This is a genomic window from Raoultibacter phocaeensis (assembly GCF_901411515.1).
GTDB lineage: Bacteria > Actinomycetota > Coriobacteriia > Coriobacteriales > Eggerthellaceae > Raoultibacter > Raoultibacter phocaeensis.
Window position 1 is genome coordinate 455,591 of the sequence record NZ_CABDUX010000002.1, and the last position, 16,199, is coordinate 471,789.

Consider the following 16,199-nt stretch of genomic DNA (forward strand, 5'->3'; position numbering starts at 1 on the left):
TTCATTATAGGGGAAGAAGCGATTACATGGTTTCCAATGATTTTTGGGTATTGTTCGCCATGCTCATCTACTTTATCGTCGTGGTCATCATCGGCTTCGTGTACGCGAAGCGCTCGAATGCCTCGTCGGAGAATTACTTTCTCGGTGGGCGCAGCCTCGGCCCGTGGCTTACGGCGCTTTCGGCCGAAGCATCGGATATGTCGGGGTGGCTGCTCATGGGCTTGCCCGGCGTGGCGTACTTCACGGGCGCGTCCGACGCCATGTGGACGGCGATCGGCCTAGCCATCGGCACGTATCTGAACTGGAAGATCGTTGCGCGGCGTTTACGCAAGTACTCCGAGGTGGCCAACAACTCCATCACTCTGCCGGATTTCTTCTCGAACCGCTTTCATGATAAGAAGAACATCCTGATGACAATCGCTGCGATTATCATCCTGTTGTTCTTCTGCATCTATGTGGGCAGTTGCTTCGTCACGTGCGGCAAGCTGTTCTCGACGCTGTTCGGGCTCGATTACGCCACCATGATGGTCCTAGGCGCGCTCATCGTGTTCCTCTACACGTTCGTAGGCGGCTACCTTTCGGTGTGCACGACCGACCTCGTCCAGGGCATGCTCATGGTGTGCGCGCTCGTGGTGGTATTCATCGGCAGCGTCGCCTCCGCTGGCGGCGTGGATAACACGGTGGCGTTTCTCCAGGATATCCCCGGTTTCTTGAGTGCCACGCATATGGCATCGCCCGTGCTTGACGAGGCGGGCAAGCAGGTTGTTGAAAACGGCATGCCCCTGTTCGGCGTCCCGAACGAGTACGGCCTCGTGACGATCATCTCGGGACTCGTGTGGGGTCTCGGCTACTTCGGCATGCCCCAGGTGCTCGTGCGTTTCATGAGCGTGCGGCATTCCGACGAGATCAAGAAATCCCGTATCATCGCCACGGTCTGGGTTGTTGTGTCGCTTACCGCCGCCGTGCTCATCGGCCTCATCGGGCGTGCAGTCATCCCCGACGCATTCCTTACGCAGTCGGCTGCCGAGAACGTGTTCATCGTGCTTTCCGAGATGCTTCTGCCCGCGTTCTTCTGCGGACTTGTCGTGTCGGGCATCTTCGCTGCATCGATGAGCTCGTCATCGTCGTATCTGCTCATCTCGGGTTCGGCTGTGGCCACCAACATTTTCAAGGGCCTCATCAAGAAGGATGCGACCGACCGCCAGGTCATGATCGTCGCGCGCCTGACGCTCGTGGTCGTGCTTCTGTTCGGCATCGCGATAGCACTCGACGAGAACTCGTCGATCTTCGCGGTGGTATCGTATGCGTGGGCCGGCTTCGGTGCCTCGTTCGGTCCGCTCATGCTCACGAGCCTGTACTGGAGGCGGACGAATCTGCCCGGAGCCGTTGCGGGTATGGTCGTCGGTGCCGGCACCGTGCTTATCTGGAACGCGTTCATAAAGCCGCTTGGGGGATGGTTCGGCATCTACGAGCTGTTCCCGGCGTTCGTGCTGGGTTTGCTCGCGATCGTGGTGGTATCGCTTGCAACCAAGGAGCCTTCGAAAGAAGTCACCGACGAGTTCGACACCTACCTCGAAGCCGACGTGTAGGCGTATCGGCAGAAGAACTTCGCTTACCGTTGAAAACGGTCCGCTACGGCAATGCGTGGCGGGCCGTTTCGTCTGTTCTGCCGACGTGGCAGCACTCGATGGGCGGACTGTGTCGGATGCCGCTTCGCTATGCGAGCGCTTCTTTATTGGCGGTCTGTTTCGCGGAAGCATTGTCGGTAAGGCGTTTCTGCGCGAAAACGGCCTTTGGGTGGTTGTGAAGGCCAGCTTTGCGACATACGGAAGCGCATCACGGTCTTTTTTCGGCTTGGAAGTTTGCTTTAGCAACCTGTGATCAGGGAGTATCCAAAAACTTTTCGCGCTCTGGGCCCCCGATTGTCTTTCCGTGCATCGCAAAGCGACGATTCGCCGCCTACCGAAGGGCAATTATCGACAAAACCTTGCGAGGTACTTAAGGGGTCCTCCGTTACGAAGGTGTTTTACGGGGTGATCGCTTGGAAAGGCAGTCGCTCGATAGCCGATCGGGAATGGATGCAAAGCGGTCGGGCGGAAGCGTAATCGATGGGCAGGAGATCGCAAATTAGCTGGGCAGAACAGGTGATTCACGAGTGATCACGGGCTGATCTCCGATGTATTGACCAAATCGGTCAATATCCGCTATACTCACCGTATTGACCGATTCGGTCAACAAAAGGGCGCGCAGGCAAGCTCGAAAAAGCGTGCGTCCTACGGTTCGAAAGGCGGGCATCATATGAACGAGCGGTTTTTCGCGCTGCCGGAAGCTAAGCGCAACGCGATCGTCAACGCGGGATTCCGCGTCTTTGCGAGGTACGGGTACAAAAAGGCGTCAACCGACGAGATCGCGCGCGAAGCGGGTATCTCGAAGGCGCTCTTGTTCCACTATTTCGGCAGTAAGCGCGAGTACTATCTCTACCTGTACAACTACGCGATCGAGTTTCTCGTCAAGGCGCTCAAAAGCATGACCGACCGCACCGAAACCGATTTCTTCAAGATATGCTTCAACGCTCAGATGGCGAAGATGAAGCTTTTGGCCGAGCATCCCGATGCCATGCAGTTTGCCCTGTACGCCTACCTCGAGGGTGACGAAGAGGTCAAGGGCGAGGCTGATGCGAGTTTTGGCATCGCCCTCGAAGCGAGCGCTCAAACGCTTATCACGCGCTCGAATGCCGCCATGTTCAAGGAGGGCGTGCAGGTTGAGAAGGTGCTCGACATCGTGCTGTGGATGTCGGAAGGCTACATGCTCAGCCGCACGCCGGAACAGCTCGCCGATCTTGAGGCGGTAAACGACGAGTTTCTCGACTACTTGGAGCTTTTGAAACGGCACTTCTACCGAGAGGAGTACCTATGAGCGAAAAAGCAGTGCAGGGCAGCGCCGGGGGAGCCGAGTTTCGCGGCGCGGCGGGAAAACCGGTTATCGAGACGATCGGCTTGACGAAGCGCTACGGCAAGGCGCGCGGGATCGAGCGGGTCGACCTCGCGGTTTTTGGCGGAGACATCTTCGGATTCATCGGACCGAACGGGGCGGGGAAGAGCACGCTTATCCGTACGCTGCTCGGTTTGATCAAGAAGACTTCGGGCGAAGCGCGGGTGCTCGGCCGGGAATGCGGCCCTTCGCGAAAAGACATTCTTTCACGGGTGGGATACATGCCTTCGGAGGCGCAGTTCTACCACGGCATGAAGGTAGCCGATGTGATCGCGTATTCCGCCCGGTTGCGACGCAAGGATTGCACGGCGGAAGCAGCGCGCCTTTGCGAGCGGCTCGGGCTCGATCCGAAACGCAAGGTGGAGGATCTCTCACTCGGCAACCGCAAGAAGGTGAGCATCGTGTGCGCGTTGCAGCATGCCCCTGAGCTCTACGTCCTCGACGAACCCACGAGTGGTCTCGATCCGCTTGTGCAGAAGGAGTTCTTCGCGCTCTTGCTCGAACGCCATGCGGCAGGTGCGACCATCATGCTTTCTTCCCACGTTCTTTCGGAGGTGCAGCGCTACTGCGAGCATGCAGCTATCATCCGCGAAGGCCGCATCATTGCGTCGGGGTCGGTCGAAGCGCTTTCGGCTTCCACGGCCAGGCGGGTGCGCATCCGCGGTTTCTCAGGCGGGCAGCCTTCGCTCATCGGCGTGCGAAACATCGATCAACAAGATGGCGATCTGGGCTTTCTCTACCAGGGCGACGTACACGAGCTTGTCACATGGCTTGCAGGCGCTCACTTCGACGACGTGATGATCGAAGAGCCCGACATCGAAGAGGTGTTCATGCATTACTACGAGGACGACGCTGCCGCTCGGGTGCTGTCCGGGAATGTGGCGGATGCGGACGGATTCGGCAGGGGGGATATCGGGACTGAGACGGCTGTGCATTCGTCCGGTGCCTCGATAGGCGGTGATCGACGATGACGGTGTTCGCACACGAAATGCGGCAGAATGCGAAGATGCTTGCGATATGGTCGGTGGTCCTCGGTGGGCTCATCGCCGTATGTCTGGCGATGTTTCCCGAGATGGAAGCGCAATCGGCCGACATAAGCGAGCTGTTTGCGAGCATGGGCGTGCTCACCGAGGCGTTCGGCATGGACCGTCTGAGCATGGCTGATCCCATGGGCTACTTCGGCATTCAGGCGGGAAGCGTGCTCGGAATCGGCGGCGCGTTCTTCGCAGCGTATCTCGGTATCAGGATGCTTTCCAAGGAAGAAACCGAGCACACGGCAGAATTCTTGCTCACTCACCCGGTGAGCCGCGTTTCCGTCGCCCTGCAGAAACTTGCGGCGGTCGTTGCGTGCATCGCCGTTCTCAACCTCGTATGCGCCGCGTGCTCGACCGCAACGTACGCGGCGATTGGCGTCGATCTCGAGTGGGACGGCTTCTGGGCGTTCACGGCAGCGCAGCTTGTCCTCCAGCTTGAAATCGCGTTCGTCTGCTTTGCGGCGTCGGCGTTTCTCGGACGCGGCAGCGTTGGCGCGGGTCTCGGCCTCGCGGCGCTTCTGTACTTCTTGAACATCGTGGGCAATCTGAGCGATAAAGTCGAATGGGTCCGCTACATCACGCCGTTTGCGTACGCAGATGCCTCGAACATCATCCCCGGCGCCTCGCTCGATACAGGGCTTGTGGGCCTCGGTGCGCTCTACGGTATCGTGGCGCTTGCAATCGCATGTGCGGCGTACGCGCGTAAAGACATTGCCGTATAGCAACGGCGGGTGCCGCGCATCGACAGTCATAGAAAGCAGGTACGGTATGGAGGCTTTATATACATCATGCGAGCGCGTGCACACGACGCCTCGGGGAGCTGTTCGGTATTGGGTGACAAACCCGTCTGCCCCGAACGGTTCGCCCAATCAAGCGCCGAGCGGGGAAGAATCGGGCATCGTGCTCGTGTTTCTGCACGGCATGACGGCGAATCATGATATGTTCGTGCCGCAAATCGCCGGCTTTGCCGACCGGTATCGCACCGTTGCGTGGGATGCTCCCCTGCATGGAGCGTCGCGTCCGTATGCCGATTTCTCCTACGCGCACGCGGCCGACGATCTGAGGGGCATCCTCGACGCCGAGGGCATTGACCGGGCTGTCCTTGTGGGGCAGTCCATGGGAGGGTTCATCTCGCAGGAATTCATCGCGCGCTACCCTGAGCGGGTTCGTGCGTTCGTCGCCATCGATTCGTGCCCCTACGACGAACGCTACTATTCGAAATCCGACCTCTGGTGGCTTCGCCGGATGGGTTGGATGATGCGGCTCTATCCCGGTCGAACCCTCGTAAACGCGATAGCCAAGCAGTCTTGCGAAACCGAGGCGGGTCGCGCTGCCATGCGCGCAATGCTCTCGATCTACGGCAAACGGGAGCTGTGCGATCTGACCGGGGTATGCTACCGAGCATTCGCCGACGAACACCGTGACGTCGACCTTCCGCTTCCCGTGCAGCTTATCGTGGGAGATCGCGACCGTACGGGCAAGGTGCGGTTCTACAACAGCGAATGGCATGAGCATGCTGCGCACCCCCTCGCGGTCATCGAGGGCGCGGGACACGGATCGAACATGGACGATCCCCGTGCGGTAAACCGCGTGATAGAGCGGTTTCTCGACTCCTTATAAGGCGTAACTGCCGTACCTTTTGCGCATACGGTGCACGTCTGGTGCGCGGGTAGCCTAGAACGAACGTTCGTGCGATACTATGCTTTCACGGAATCGAGGCACTGGAAAGAAAGCGACGCGAACATGGATGCGACGAACGGCTTGAACGCAGCAGACGATGGGATGGATCTGTTCTCCGAGGGCGTGCGCAGGTGGTTCCTCGATGCATTCGCAGCACCCACGCCCTTGCAAAGGCGGGCGTGGAAAACCATCGCCGATGCCGAGAACGTCCTGGTCGTTGCACCGACCGGCTCTGGTAAGACGCTTGCGGCGTTCCTGTATGCCATCGACGCGCTTATGCGCGAGAAGGCGGCGGGCGGCGGCGAAGGCCCCTGTGCGGATGGCGAAAACCCGGCTGCGGGGGGCGAAGGCCTGAGCGCGGGGGGCGATGATTCCGGCTCAGATGGCGAAGGCTCCGCGAGGAAGCGCAGCACCGCATCTGGCGAGCGCGCGCCGAAGCGCGATGCCGCCGCAGTGGGAAAAGCGCCTGCGGCTTCGCAGCCCGTGCAAGGCACCCGCGTCCTCTACGTTTCGCCGCTGAAGGCGCTCGGCGCCGACGTCGAACGCAACCTGCAGCAACCGCTTTCGGGTATAGCCGAGCGAATCGCCGAGATGGGCGGTGCCCTGTGTACGCTGCGTACCGGCATGCGCACGGGCGATACGACGTCCGACGAACGCCGCGCGCTTGTTCGCAATCCTCCCGACATTCTCATTACCACGCCCGAATCGCTCTATCTCATGCTCACGTCGAAAGCACGCGAAACGTTGCGAACGGTCGAGACGGTCATCGTCGACGAAGTGCACGCTTTGGCCGGCAACAAACGCGGCGCTCACCTTGCCCTGAGCCTCGAGCGTTTGGACGCCTTGCTTGCACGTCCCGCCCAGCGGATCGGTCTTTCGGCCACGGTGCGCCCCGCAGACGAGATCGCCCGCTTCCTCGGCGGCGTCCATCCCGTTTCGCTCGTCGTCTCCGAAGAGCGGCCCGCCATGGAGGTGCGGGTGCACGTACCCGTACAGGATATGACGGCGGTACCCTCGTTCGGCGGCTTCGAGCCCGACAAAGCGAACGCTTCGCACGGGGTAGGGCGGCGCGGGGGTGCAGGCGGGCCCCGCCGTGCGCCCGTCGAGCAGGCGTGGAAGTCCGACCGCGCGCTCCGTGCCGTCATGGATGGCCGCGCGCCGAAGACCGCTGCGCCCGACAGCCGGGTGGGCTCATCCTCCATCTGGCCCTACGTCGAATCGGCTCTGCTCGACGAGGTGCTCGCGCACCGGAGCACTATCGTGTTCGTGAATTCGCGCGGCCTATGCGAGAAGCTGACGTCGCGCTTGAACGAACTCTACGCAAAGAGGCAAGGCGTCTTTCCCGGTGGGAGCGAAACCGAGCCGAGCGCCATCCGCTCGGGCATCGGAGCGACCACCGACCTTGCCCAGCCCACGGCCGAAGTCATCGCCAAGGCCCATCACGGATCGGTGTCGAAAGAGCGCAGGCAGCAGGTCGAAGCCGAACTCAAGGCGGGCGAGCTGCCCTGCGTCGTAGCCACGTCGAGCCTCGAATTGGGAATCGACATGGGCTCGATCGATCTGGTGCTGCAGGTGGCGCCGCCGCCTTCGGTGGCAAGCGCGTTGCAGCGCATCGGTCGCGCGAACCATCAGGTGGGCGGCAGATCGACGGGCATCATCTACCCGCGCACGCGAACTGAGGTCATCGATGCGGCCGTCGTGTCCGAAGGCATGGCGGCGGGTGCCATCGAGAAGACGGCGATCGTGAGAAACCCGCTCGACGTGCTTGCGCAGCAGACGGTCGCCGCTGTTGCGATGGACGAGATCGCCGCCGACGCGTGGTACGCTACCGTGTGCCGCGCAGCGCCCTTCTCTGAGCTTCCGCGCCGTGCGTTCGATGCGGTGCTCGGCATGCTCGGGGGAGCGTATTCATCGGCCGACCTCGCCGATTTCTCGCCGCGCATCATCTGGGATCGCGAACAGGGCATGCTCCGGGCCCGTCCGGGCTCGCAACGCCAGGCGGTTACGGCGGCGGGCACCATTCCCGACCGCGGCATGTTCTCGGTCGTGCTGCCCGAAGGCGATGCGAAGGCGGGCAGGAGGCGCGTCGGCGAACTCGACGAGGAGATGGTGTATGAGTCGCGCGTCGGCGACATCATCGCGCTCGGTACGAGCACGTGGCGCATTCGCGAAATCACGCGGGATCGCGTTATCGTGGAGCCGGCACCCGGTCGGTCGGCTCGCTTGCCGTTCTGGCACGGCGAGGGCATCGGCCGTCCCGCCGAAACGGGAAGGATGCGGGGAAGCCTCATTCGCGCGATCGTCGCGGGGTTGGACGACGCCGACGGCGGGCGAGACGGCGGGGCTCGAGGTGCGCAGGCGCGCGAAGAAGATCGTACAAGACAGCTTTCGCCCGAGCTTGCCGCACGCCTCGAGGCCGACGGCCTCGATGACAACGCGCAGCGAAATCTTGTCGAGCTCGTTCGCGCCCAGCGCGCGGCGACGGGCTCGGTCCCCGAAGATCGGACGCTCGTCGTCGAACGCTGCGAAGACGAGCAGGGTGATTGGCGCGTCATACTCCACTCGCCCTACGGCCGTCGCGTGCACGAGCCGTGGGCGATGGCGGTGTCGGACCGCATCGTGCGTACGCGCGGGTTCGATCCGCAGATGCTTGCAACCGATGACGGCATCCTCTTGCGCATACCGATGACCGAGGCGGTGCTTCCCGGTGCCGAGCTGTTCGCGTTCGATGCAGGCGAGCTCGAGCGCATCGTGCGCGATCGTGTGGATTCGACGTCGTTGTTCTCGGCACGGTTCCGCGAATGCGCAGCCCGATCGCTCATCATGTCGCCGAACACCCCGGGCAAGCGCGCGCCTTTGTGGCAGCAGCGTTTGCGCGCGGGCCAGCTTTTGGAGGCAGCGCGCCGCGAAGACGATTTCCCGCTGCTCGTCGAAACCGCGCGCGAGTGTTTGCAGGATGTCTACGACATGGAATCGTTGCTTCGGCTCATGGGCGATATCGAGGCGGGTACGGTCCGACTTGTTGAGGCCCAAACAACTACGCCCTCGCCGTTCGCGGCACCGCTTCTGTTCGGATACGTGGGCGATCACCTCTACGACGGCGATCTTCCTGCAGCGGAGCGCAAAGCCTCGATGCTCTCGCTCGACCCGACGCTCCTCGGCGAGCTCCTCGGCTCCGACGAGGTCGGTCAGTTGATCGACGAGGACGTGGTCGAAACGGTCGAGACTCAGCTACAGCGCCTCGCGATCGACCGTCGCGTACGGGGTGTGGAGGGTGTTGCTGATCTGCTGCGTTTGCTCGGACCCCTTGCGGTCGAGGAAGTCGCTGTGCGCCTGCAATCGGATGCGGTCGAAGCGGCCGAGGAGGATTCCTTAACCAGCGAGATCGAAGTCCCCGCGGGCGAGGCGCTTGCGGCAACGGTTGCGCAGGCACGCGCCGCACTCGAAGAGCTCGACCGTGCCCATCGGGCGTTCGCGGTGACCATCGGCGGCGTTACGCGATGGGCGGCGGCCGACGATGCGGGGCGGCTGCATGCCGCTTTGGGCATCGAAGTTCCTGGATGGGCGCACGGCGTTGTCGCTTCCGAGCCGTCCGACCGCCGCGGCGTGCGTCCTCATCCGCTTGACGAGCTCGTAGCCCGCTTCGCACGCACGCACGGCCCTTTTTCCACGGCATATGCGGCAGAGCGCTTAGGCGTCGGGTGCGCGGTTGCGCGCGACAGCCTTGAGCGCCTCGTCGCCGCCGGCCGGCTCGTGCAGGGTCGATTCGGCAGCGCAGGGGATGGGCGAGAGGTGCGGGAATGGGTGGCGGCGGAGGTGTTCAGGCGGCTGCGGTCCCTTTCGCTCGCCAAGGCGCGCAAGGCGGTGCAGCCTGTCGGAAGCGATGCTTACCTGCGGTTTCTGTTCGATTTGCAAGGAGCGGGCCCAACCGGTCGCGGACGCTTCGAGGGAATCGAAGGCGTGGCGCACGTCATCGCGCAATTCGAGGGGGTGTATCTGCCGGCGGGCCTGTGGGAATCCGCAGTGCTGCCGAGCCGCGTGAGCGACTACCGTCCCTCGATGCTCGATGAGCTGATCGCGTCAGGTGAGATCGTATGGGTGGGAGGCCGACGCGACGAGTCGAGCGAGGAAGGCGGCGCAACCGCACGGCCCCGCGGTCGCGCTTCGTCGAAGCAGGCAGCCTTCACCGGCCTCGTCGCGTTCTACCCGACCGATTCGCCCTTCGCACCTGTTCGCCCGGATATCGAGGACGGTCTGTTCGAGGTTGCCGTTGCCGAGCCGGGGGCGGGGCTCGCATCCGAAGGCGTTCGTGCGAATGAGAGCCTTGCCGCCAGCGAGTCGGCGATCGAGGAAGGCATCGTCGACGTGCTCGGATTCGGGGGCGGGCTGTTTTTCCACCAGATCGTCGATGCTCTGCGGCGCAAGCTCTCGCCTGAAACGGTCGACGAGGAATCCGTGGCTGCTGCGATGCAGCGGCTTATGTGGCAGGGCCGCGCCACCAACGATACGTTCGCGCCGGTGAGGGTTTCGGTTTCCGGGGATCTAGCACCCAAGGCGCGCACGGCCTCGCGCCGTCGCGTCAGCAGCCGTCGCGTGCGCATGCGCGGCGATTACACCGAAGCGACGGAAACCCGGGCGCTCGCATCTGCGCGAATGAGCGTTCGGGCTGTGCACTCGGGCCGTTGGTCGCTGATCGCCTCCTCTGCGGAAAACGACACCGTGCGGGCCATCGCGCTCGTCGATTCCCTGCTCGACCGCTACGGCGTGCTCACCCGTGACATCGCGCTTCTGGCTGGGGTGCCAGGGGGACTCGGTACGCTCATGCCCGTGCTGCGATCGATGGAGGATGCGGGCGATCTTTTGCGCGGCATGTTTGTCGAGGGCCTCGGTCCCGCGCAGCTCGCCGCCCGCGAAACGATCGATGCGCTGCGCGCGTATGCCGCAGGCGGCGATGTTCAAGCGGATGCGGATGGCTCCGCCCCTGGGGCCGCCTCCTCTGAACGCAGCTGGGATTTCCTGCAGACGGAAGGTCGCGGAGGCACGGTGGTGCTTGCCGCCGATGATCCGGCGAACCTTTTCGGGGTCGGCTTTTCTTGGCCTCCGATTGCCCGAGGCGCCTCGAGTCCGGCTGGCGATGATGCGGCTGGCGAAGGTGCTCGGGCGAAGGATGGCAGGGGCGATGCGTGCGAAGCCGTTCAAACGAAGGACGGTGAGAACGATGCGTGCGAAGGTGCTCGAACGAGGTACGGCGAAGGTGGGCTGGACGGAGCCTCTAGCGCGGATGAGCCGTCCGATCGCGCTCAGCGTCCTTCGCGCCGTTCGGGCAGCCTCGTTGTGGTGCGCGACGGAACGCTGGTTCTCTATGCGACGTCCGGTTTGCGCTCCATCCTCTCGTTTACCGACGAGCCCGCAGCCGTCGCCGACGCAACGCGCGCCCTTGTCGAGCACACGCGGCAGACCATCAGGCGCGAAGGGGAATCGGGTGCGCGGAAGAAAGTGCTGGTCGAGGAATTCAACGGACGCCCCGTGCTCGACACCGCGTTTTCCGCCACCCTGCAGCACGAAGGGTTCGTGCGCCTTCCTGACGGTATGCGGCTCTACGTCTCGCCGTTCTAAGGGTTCGCCTTTGTTTCGCGGGCGCTCGGTGTTCGCGTTGCTGAAAAACGGTCGAATCCGGCGTGCGGGCAGACTTTGGCAGTCGTTTCAGCCCGCAAGCGCATCCTTCAGAGGCCGGTACGCTTCCACGAGATCGGACGTGCGCATGCGCGCGTTAGCGGGGCTCGTGGAGGGAAGGGCGATGTGGACAAGCCGTTCGGCCAACGCGGCGTCGTATGCGCGGAAGAGCGCAGAGGCCTTCGCCCCCGTCGTAACCACGGCTTCGATGGGGGCGACGTCGACAATGATTGAAAGGTTGTTCGGCACGGCGTCTTTGATGCTCGCATCGGACGCCCCCTCGATGGTGCACGAGGCGAGCACGTCCCACAGCGCGATGCGATGTTCGAGTGCGAGCGCCGCGCGCTCTTCGTTCGTCTCGGGTACGGGCTCGTCGAAGAGTGCGGCAAGCACCTTCCAAAACCGGTTCTGCGGATGCCCGTAATAAAAGCCGACTTCGCGTGAGACAGGGGAGGGCATCGTGCCGAGCACGAGTACGCGGGAGCGCTCGTCGAAAACGGGTGCAAGGGGATGTTCAATGCGTTGGGGTTCGGTCACGACGGCTTCCTTGATGCTGATCGGGCTGACGGGCGTGCGATGTTTCACGTGAAACATTTGTTCGTATTCTATAGATCCTGCAACTGCAAACGCTTTTGGCGATAGGTACATGCGACGTACGCGAAACCGGCAATGCGGATCGATGCGCATTACGTCTCTGTGTTCGGTTACCCATCGCTTTCCTCCTCGTACACGAAAATGTCTTCGATGGGCAGGTTGAAATAACGGGAGATTTTGAATGCGAGCGTGATGGAGGGGTTGTAGCGTCCCTTCTCAAGCGAGCTGATGGTTTGGCGCGTCACCTCGAGCGCGTCGGCGAGCGTTTCCTGGTTCAGGCCTCGTGTGCGGCGCAGCTCTTCGACGCGGTTCTTCACGGCGCTCCCTTCGATCGCGCACCTTCAATGTAAAGCTTGCTTTCCATTCACTGTACCATAGGCCTCTCGCTATGTAAAGTACGCTTTCCATCTTCGGAGTCCTGACGATGCTGCAATAAGGGCATCTCATACCTTTTTTCTTCTACCAGCCTCCTTTTCGTTTAGAATGGTAAGAAGGTAAGTATATGGGAGAGCACGGCGGCCGGTCGCAGTTCGCGTTTTGGGGGTTTAGGGCAGGGGTGCGCTTGCTCGTCGAACGAGCGTGACGGTAAGCCGAAGCGGAAGGGATCGTGATCGTCAGGGATGCGAAGGCCGCGTAACCTACATGGGAAAATACTGAAGGAAAAGGTGAGAGAATCTCTTTCCGCGGTTCTTCCCGTTACGGCCATCGTTCTTTTGATCAGCATCTTTCTCGTTCCCATGCGGCTCGGCACCATGGTCATGTTCTTCGCGGGAGCGCTCATGCTCATCGTCGGCATGGGTTTTTTCCAGCTGGGAGCCGAGATGTCGATGCAGCCGATGGGCGAGGGCCTCGGGTCGCAGATGTCGAAGGCGAAGCGGATCGGCGGCGTCGTTGTCGTCGCGTTTCTGATGGGCGTCATCATCACCCTCGCCGAGCCCGATCTTCAGGTGCTGGCGGATCAGGTTCCCGCGATTCCCGATATGGTCCTCATCCTCACCGTCGCGTTCGGTGTGGGCGCGTTTCTGGTAATCGCCATCCTGCGCATCGTGTTCAAAGTGAACCTCTCCACGTTGCTGATCGTGTTCTACACTGCCGTGATCGTCTTCTCGTTTTTTGTGCCCGACAATTTCGTGGCCGTCGCCTTCGACGCGGGGGGGCGTGACCACCGGTCCCATCACCGTGCCGTTCATCATCGCGATCGGCGTCGGCCTTGCGATGGTGCGCGGCGATAAGGATGCCGCAAGCGACAGCTTCGGGTTGGTTGCGCTTTGCAGCATCGGTCCCATTCTCGCGGTGATGGTGCTCGGGTGCTTCTTCAGTCCCGAGGAGGCGACTTACGAGCAGGTGCAGGTGGCGTACGTGTACACGATGGCCGACGTTGTACGCGAGTTCACGGTGGAGCTGCCGAGCTACGCGACCAAGGTGTTCGGGGCGCTGCTTCCGATAGGCGTGGTCTTCGTCGCCTTCGAGCTTGTGACCAAACGCTTCACCGCTCGGCAGAACGTACGCATGGGAATCGGGTTCGCGTACACGTTTATCGGTCTGGTCCTGTTCCTTTGCGGCGTCGGCATCGGGTTCGCTCCGGTGGGGGCGCAGCTCGGCGGGCAGCTTGCGCTCTCGGAATGGCGCTGGATGCTGATACCCATCGGCATGGTCATCGGATACTTCATCGTCAAGGCCGAGCCGGCGATCCAGATCCTCAACAACCAGGTTGCCGAAGTCACCAATGACGCCATCTCGGCTGCGGCGATGAACCGATGCCTCCAGATCGGCGTCGCCGCGAGTGTCGGGCTTGCGATGGTGCGCGCGATGACGGGGGTTTCCATCTACTGGATCATCATTCCGGGCTACATCGCAGCGCTCGTGCTCTCGCGCTTCGTGCCCAAGGTGTTCATCGGCATCGCATTCGACTCCGGCGGCGTGGCATCGGGGCCGATGACGTCCACGTTTCTGCTTCCGCTGTGCATCGGCGTCTCCGAGGCGCTCGGCGGCAACATCATGACCGACGCATTCGGCGTTGTCGCCCTGGTTGCGCTCACGCCGCTCATCGCCGTTCAGATAATGGGGCTTGCGTACCGGGTCAAAGAGAAGAGAGCCGAGAGAGAAACGAACGATTCGCTTTCGGACGAGACCATCGAGCTGGAGGAGGCATCGAAATGACGGCTGATCAAGGCAACCGCGAACCGTTGCGGATGTTGATTATGATCAACGAACCGAAGCTTGCGGATAAAGTCAACGCCGCCCTGAGCGATCCGGGGCTGCCGGTGCTCTACCACATGCGCGGTCGCGGCATCACCTCTGGCGAGATGATGGATCTGTTCGGCCTTGGCAGCGTTACGAAAATCGTCTCGCTGTGCGTTGTGACGAAGACGTACGCCGATCGGGCGCTGGTGCGGCTCAAGGAAACGCTTCGGCTGGGAAAGTACAACGACGGCCTCGCGTTCACGACCTCGCTGTCGAGCGTGAGCGCCACCTCGATGAAGATCATCGATGAGTACGGCAGAAAGGAGCTTCTGGAGGATATGGAAATCGACAACGCGCAGGTGGGCAAAGAGCGCGACCATAGCCTTATCGTCAGTTTCGTCAACCAGGGTTTCAGCGACGACGTGATGGAAGCCGCACAGAAGGCTGGCGCGCTCAGCGGTACCGTGCTGCACGCGCGTCAGCTCGGCGGGGAGGCGATTCTCAACTTCCTGGGGATTCCTTTGCACGAGGAGCGCGATCTGATCCTGATCATTGCGGAGCGGGAGAGGAAAGCGGACGTTATGAAGGCGCTCGGCGACCAGTTCGGCATGGGTACGAAGGCGCGCGGCATGGCGGTGTCGATGTCGATCGACGCGCTCGTGGGCTTCGAACACCTCGACGAGGAGTAAGCGGGATCCGCTTTCGGCGGCGCAATTGCACAGCCGGTCGCTTGCACGGTGCGGGTTCACCGGGGTGCGCGTCGGCCGCCTGTGCGCATGCGCACCTGATCGCCGTGCGCTTACGCGCGGCTCACCACCTCGATCTCGGCTTTTGCAAGCACATGTCCTCGGATGGCGCGCCGAAACTCGTTGAGGAAGTACCCCTCGACAAGGTCGAGCTCGATGTCGAGCGCGTATACCGTAAGCGTGTAGGCGTGATCCTTGTCGGGCGGATAGGGGCCGGCGTAGCGATGGATGATGCGCGGATCGGTCCAGCTTCCCGCAAGCGGCGACCAATCGCTGTTCGATCCCTGTACGCACGGCAGCTCGCCTGAGGCGCTCGCGTTTTCGGGGATGAGCGCGGTATCAGGTGGGAAGTTGCACGCAAGCCAGTGTATCCAGCAGAATCCGCCCACCGGTACCGCATCGAAGTCGACGAACGTAAGCGCAAGGCTCTTCGCTTCCGCAGGCGCCTCTTCGACGAAGATGGGAGGCGAGACGAACGGATGCCCGTCGCGCTGAAGCTTCGCAGGAGCATGCTTGCCGTAGGTGTCGGGGAGCATGCCGTGTTCGAGGGGAACCGATATGTTCATGGCGCTTCCTTTCCTTGGGTTCCATAAGCGGTATCGCGCGTTGCGCTCGCACGCGGTTTCGCCGTACTCTATTCTATACCTCGTTCGCGTCAGGCGTGTTTCGGACTGCTGCGGAATCGGATACGAAACCGTTGCAAGTGCATGCAAGCCAAACGCGGCAAAAGTCTTCGCGCATGTCGCGTTCGGTTGGTGGAGCATCGTGCGCGTGAGGGGTATCCTCGGTAGGCAAGGAGCATGAAAAACATGATCGGTACGAATATTCAGAGCAGACGCAAGGTGTGCAAGCTGACCCAGGAAGAGCTTGCCGAGCGGCTCGGCGTTTCGCGCCAAACGGTTGCCAAGTGGGAAAGCGGCGAAACGATGCCGGACTTGGGAAACGGGGCTGCGCTTGCCGATGTGCTCGACGTGTCGCTCGATGAGCTCATCGGATACGATCCTCGCGGTACGATGCTGCCGATGCCTCCGAAGGGCAAGCATCTGTTCGGTACCGTGACGGTGGGCGAGCGCGGGCAGGTTGTCATACCGAAACAGGCGCGCGATCTGTTCGGGATACAGCCGGGAGATGCGCTCATCGTGTTCGGTGACGAGGAACAGGGCATCGCCATCGCGAAAGCCGACGACTTCATGGAGCGCGTTTCGGTGCTGATCGATCATATGGACGCGGGATCGGGCCTGAGGCGCTAGCGCTCGGCCCCGCATGACGGGAGACGCGATGAGCGGTCAGAGCGAGC

Annotated in this window: 13 protein-coding genes; 10 read left to right on the top strand and 3 right to left on the bottom strand. The window is 62.1% G+C overall.

Annotation, left to right across the window (positions count from 1 at the left end; all coding sequences use genetic code 11):
* Positions 1–26: 26 nt before the first annotated feature.
* The 6 genes from putP (at position 27) to FJE54_RS09765 (ending at position 11,321) form a co-directional block, all read left to right on the top strand.
* On the top strand, positions 27–1,589 hold the full coding sequence (gene putP, locus FJE54_RS09740; protein WP_139652599.1) for a sodium/proline symporter PutP: 1,563 nt from the start codon (positions 27–29) through the stop codon (positions 1,587–1,589).
* Positions 1,590–2,298: 709 nt separating this feature from the next.
* Positions 2,299–2,916, top strand: coding sequence for a TetR/AcrR family transcriptional regulator (locus tag FJE54_RS09745; RefSeq protein ID WP_139652600.1), 618 nt, complete (start codon positions 2,299–2,301; stop codon positions 2,914–2,916).
* On the top strand, positions 2,913–3,962 hold the full coding sequence (locus FJE54_RS09750; RefSeq protein WP_139652601.1) for an ABC transporter ATP-binding protein: 1,050 nt from the start codon (positions 2,913–2,915) through the stop codon (positions 3,960–3,962). Before FJE54_RS09745 ends, FJE54_RS09750 begins: the two co-directional genes overlap by 4 nt.
* Complete coding sequence (locus tag FJE54_RS09755) at positions 3,959–4,747, top strand: ABC transporter permease subunit (protein WP_139652602.1); 789 nt, start codon at positions 3,959–3,961, stop codon at positions 4,745–4,747. Before FJE54_RS09750 ends, FJE54_RS09755 begins: the two co-directional genes overlap by 4 nt.
* A gap of 46 nt (positions 4,748–4,793) precedes the next feature.
* The gene (locus tag FJE54_RS09760; protein ID WP_180326687.1) at positions 4,794–5,645 is read left to right on the top strand and encodes an alpha/beta fold hydrolase; all 852 of its coding nucleotides are present in this window, start codon (positions 4,794–4,796) and stop codon (positions 5,643–5,645) included.
* A 123-nt stretch (positions 5,646–5,768) separates the two neighbouring features.
* Positions 5,769–11,321, top strand: coding sequence for a DEAD/DEAH box helicase (locus FJE54_RS09765; RefSeq protein ID WP_139652604.1), 5,553 nt, complete (start codon positions 5,769–5,771; stop codon positions 11,319–11,321).
* A gap of 87 nt (positions 11,322–11,408) precedes the next feature.
* Here FJE54_RS09765 and FJE54_RS09770 read toward each other — a convergent pair whose 3' ends face one another.
* Positions 11,409–11,915: a DNA-deoxyinosine glycosylase gene (locus tag FJE54_RS09770; protein ID WP_255467342.1), complete on the bottom strand. Its 507-nt coding sequence runs from the start codon at positions 11,913–11,915 to the stop codon at positions 11,409–11,411.
* Between the two features lie 167 nt (positions 11,916–12,082).
* Positions 12,083–12,289 carry a helix-turn-helix transcriptional regulator gene (locus tag FJE54_RS09775; RefSeq protein ID WP_139652606.1) on the bottom strand — a complete coding sequence of 69 codons (207 nt, stop codon included), beginning with the start codon at positions 12,287–12,289 and terminating at the stop codon, positions 12,083–12,085.
* 348 nt (positions 12,290–12,637) lie between these two features.
* On the opposite strand from FJE54_RS09775, the gene FJE54_RS16150 reads away from it, so the two are divergent.
* The 3 genes from FJE54_RS16150 to FJE54_RS09785 are packed head-to-tail and all read left to right on the top strand — an operon-like array spanning position 12,638 to position 14,845.
* Positions 12,638–13,204, top strand: coding sequence for a DUF1538 domain-containing protein (locus FJE54_RS16150; protein ID WP_218971917.1), 567 nt, complete (start codon positions 12,638–12,640; stop codon positions 13,202–13,204).
* A complete protein-coding gene (locus FJE54_RS09780; protein ID WP_218971918.1) occupies positions 13,131–14,132 on the top strand; it encodes a DUF1538 domain-containing protein in 1,002 nt (333 codons plus the stop codon). Before FJE54_RS16150 ends, FJE54_RS09780 begins: the two co-directional genes overlap by 74 nt.
* Positions 14,129–14,845, top strand: coding sequence for a hypothetical protein (locus FJE54_RS09785; protein WP_139652607.1), 717 nt, complete (start codon positions 14,129–14,131; stop codon positions 14,843–14,845). Before FJE54_RS09780 ends, FJE54_RS09785 begins: the two co-directional genes overlap by 4 nt.
* 110 nt (positions 14,846–14,955) lie before the next feature.
* Here the strand turns inward: FJE54_RS09785 and FJE54_RS09790 are convergent, their stop codons facing one another.
* Positions 14,956–15,468 carry a YbhB/YbcL family Raf kinase inhibitor-like protein gene (locus FJE54_RS09790; protein ID WP_139652608.1) on the bottom strand — a complete coding sequence of 171 codons (513 nt, stop codon included), beginning with the start codon at positions 15,466–15,468 and terminating at the stop codon, positions 14,956–14,958.
* A gap of 243 nt (positions 15,469–15,711) precedes the next feature.
* Here FJE54_RS09790 and FJE54_RS09795 point away from each other — a divergent pair, with 243 nt between their 5' ends.
* Entirely contained in the window at positions 15,712–16,152 is a 441-nt protein-coding gene (locus FJE54_RS09795; protein ID WP_139652609.1) for a helix-turn-helix domain-containing protein, read from the top strand.
* Positions 16,153–16,199: the final 47 nt, after the last annotated feature.